This window comes from Streptomyces sp. NPDC059895 (assembly GCF_042731035.1).
Lineage (GTDB): Bacteria > Actinomycetota > Actinomycetes > Streptomycetales > Streptomycetaceae > Streptomyces.
In genome coordinates this window covers 1-2566 of the sequence record NZ_JBHWKO010000126.1, presented here as the reverse complement: position 1 = coordinate 2566, position 2566 = coordinate 1, and the positions used below count along the sequence as shown (strand labels likewise).

Sequence of the window (2566 nt, the reverse complement as noted above, 5' to 3'; positions counted from 1 at the left end):
AACGTCGCCCGAGCACGGTTCACTTCATGTGCGTCCACCCACCCAACATGCCCTGAAACAGGACCGCGAGACAGACCTAACGGAGTCCTACTAGGCTTCCACCGCGAGGGGCAGGCAGGTCCTGCTCACCAAGGTTGAGGTCCGCCTCCAGCAGCCACGCCCCAGTTCCAGCCTTGGTACCAACGCACTTACTCGAGCTCAAGAGATCGCCCATTTGAGATGGAACCACTCAGGTCGCCATGACCGCGTCGAGATACTCTTACACCGGCTCGAACAGCCCATATGGCACATACTGCGGGATATCACCATGGGCGACCCACGCAAGCTCAGCCAACTCCTCGGCGTCCGCGACATGGGCAGTACCGCCCACCACCTCACAGGCCGTGTATGACATCAACCGACCTGTCTTCGGGTGGACCCGCTCGCCGAGCAGCTTCATGGCGGCCACCTCCACCCCGGTCTCCTCGTGGGTCTCTCGTACGGCGGCGTCTTCGCGGCTCTCGCCCGGCTCAATTTCGCCGGCCGGGAACTGCCACGAGAGCTGTCCCTCGACGACCCGGCGCCGCACCATGAGCACGCGCCCCTCGCTGACGACGATGGCCGCGGCGATGCCCGGCTGCTCCTCCGCGTTCTGCTGCGTCACGTCTGCTCCTCCAGGACAGCCAGGATGGGTGGGAAGATCGTATCGACGGGGATGAAGCGGGGGACCGAGTTTTTTGGGACCCACATGACGTCGATGTTCTCGACTGCGTCGGTGTTGCTGGCTTCGCCTGCCAGGTATCCGCAGAGGAAGTACTCGCACAGCACGCCGGTCACGGGATGCCGGTTCCCAAGGCGCTGCCGGACCGCACAGTGGACACCCGTTTCGTCCAAGGTTTCCCGCACGGTGGGTGGTCTCCGCCTTGGCCTGGCTTGATGACACCGGCCGGGAACTGCCAGGTGATCCCGAAAGGCATCACCCGACAGGCCCGGACCGACCACATGAGCAGGCACGACCGAGAAATCGCCAGCGATCACGCCGCCGCGTAGCTCGCCAGGAACAGATCTTGCGCCCGCTCCACATCCCTCGGCGTACGCAACTGCACCTCCAGATCACCCGTCCCGTGGTGACCAAGACCGGAGACATCCCGGGTGAATCCCGGGACAAGGTCGACTTCCTTCGGGTCGACCTTCAGGTAGACCAGCAGCTTGCTCCGCTGTGGCGGACAGAGGCAGGCGAAGTTCCGCAGCCGCTGGTACGCCCGGTACGTCTTGCGCTCGACGCGGTTCACACCGTCCCCGAGCCCGAGCAGTGCCTCATCGACCGCGCTCGCCAGCTCAACCATCGACGCGTCCTGGACGTCGGCTGTCGCCCGGGCAACCGCCCGGCGGCGGGCTCGGCGTGCCGCCTGCATGCCGCCGCTCCCGGACGCCACGGTCTCAAGCCCGAGCAGGTCGCTCCCGAAGAGTCGGTAGCGAACCAGGTCGATCGAACGCCGGTGCTCGTGCACGGCATGCACGTCGTAACGTGTGAAGTCGCCGGCGATACATATCAGGCGAGGGCTGCTCCACAAGACCTGAGACGCGGCCCTCATCCCGAGCCGGTCGCGGACCAGGTGCTCGATCTCGGCACGGTGGTCCATTAGCCACGCCAGGTGCAGAGCCGGGTACGTCTCATCACCTCGAGTTCGTGTCCCCGGAGAACCAGTCCTTCCCCTCGCTCGTCAAACGCCTGCACGAGGCTGGTCTGCATCGTCGCATCCGCGCTACCCAGCGGCCGATAGAAGCCGATGCCGACGTAGCAGGTCCCAGGCGTGAGGCCGTACGGACTCCACGGATAGCCTCCCGCCTTGCAGTACATCGCGGTGAAGAAGTTCCAGGCGATGCGGGAGGGCGGTGTCCTGTCGCGCCCGTCGAGCGTGGGCGCTCGGACGATCTGCGTTGGTATGCGGAACTTCATGGCGCTCGCCTTGAGAGCCCGGCGCAGGTCGCGATGGACCGCGCCGGTCTCTTTGCCGGTGTAGTCGGCCGTGCCGCAGCGCGTCACGATCTGGTCGGACAGCGCGATCACGACGTAGTCGGGGACGCTGTCACGCTCTGCCAACTGCCGGAACTTGGCCTCGAACAGGGTCAATGCAGCGTGGAAGCGGTCCTTCTGCGACTTGATCTCCAGTACCTGCCGCAGTTCGGTCTGCCCCAGTTCTTCATTCCACGCGTCGTCGAACTCCAGCGACGAGAAGAACCCGCGGTCGGGCATCCACCCAGGGAACTCCGGGTTGTTCAGATCCCCGCGTACGCCCTCGGCGCGACTGCTCATCCAGGTACGGGCCGCCTCGACGAGCTCGGCGGTACCGATCAGCCCCACGCGCAGCCGGGTGGGATGGCGGCCCGATGCCGTCCAGGAACGCGGCCCGTAGCGTGCGATGCCGGCCTTGGGGTCAATGTGCAGGCCGTCGTCGGCGAACTGCAGCAGCGGTTCGGGAAAGTAGGTGCTAGGGCCTGTATTGAGTCGTGATCATTGAGCGGTTCGAGTGAGGTCCTTGATCCAGATCATGGAGGCGCGGAGGTGGAGTCCGGCGAGGTAGCT

At 65.4% G+C, this 2566-nt stretch carries 3 protein-coding genes and 1 pseudogene; all 4 read right to left on the bottom strand.

Annotated features, from left to right (window positions below; genetic code table 11):
• Positions 1-259: 259 nt before the first annotated feature.
• Positions 260-643 (bottom strand): NUDIX hydrolase, encoded by a 384-nt coding sequence (locus ACFV9M_RS41950; RefSeq protein ID WP_385079858.1) that lies wholly within the window; start codon positions 641-643, stop codon positions 260-262.
• On the bottom strand, positions 640-816 hold the full coding sequence (locus ACFV9M_RS41945; protein WP_385079861.1) for a hypothetical protein: 177 nt from the start codon (positions 814-816) through the stop codon (positions 640-642). Before ACFV9M_RS41945 ends, ACFV9M_RS41950 begins: the two co-directional genes overlap by 4 nt.
• A gap of 197 nt (positions 817-1013) precedes the next feature.
• Positions 1014-1637, bottom strand: a pseudogene (locus ACFV9M_RS41940) (DUF5655 domain-containing protein); the annotation flags it as partial.
• Positions 1622-2344, bottom strand: a complete 723-nt coding sequence (locus ACFV9M_RS41935; protein WP_385079864.1) for a hypothetical protein — start codon at positions 2342-2344, stop codon at positions 1622-1624. The pseudogene ACFV9M_RS41940 and the gene ACFV9M_RS41935, both read right to left, overlap by 16 nt.
• Positions 2345-2566 lie beyond the last annotated feature (222 nt).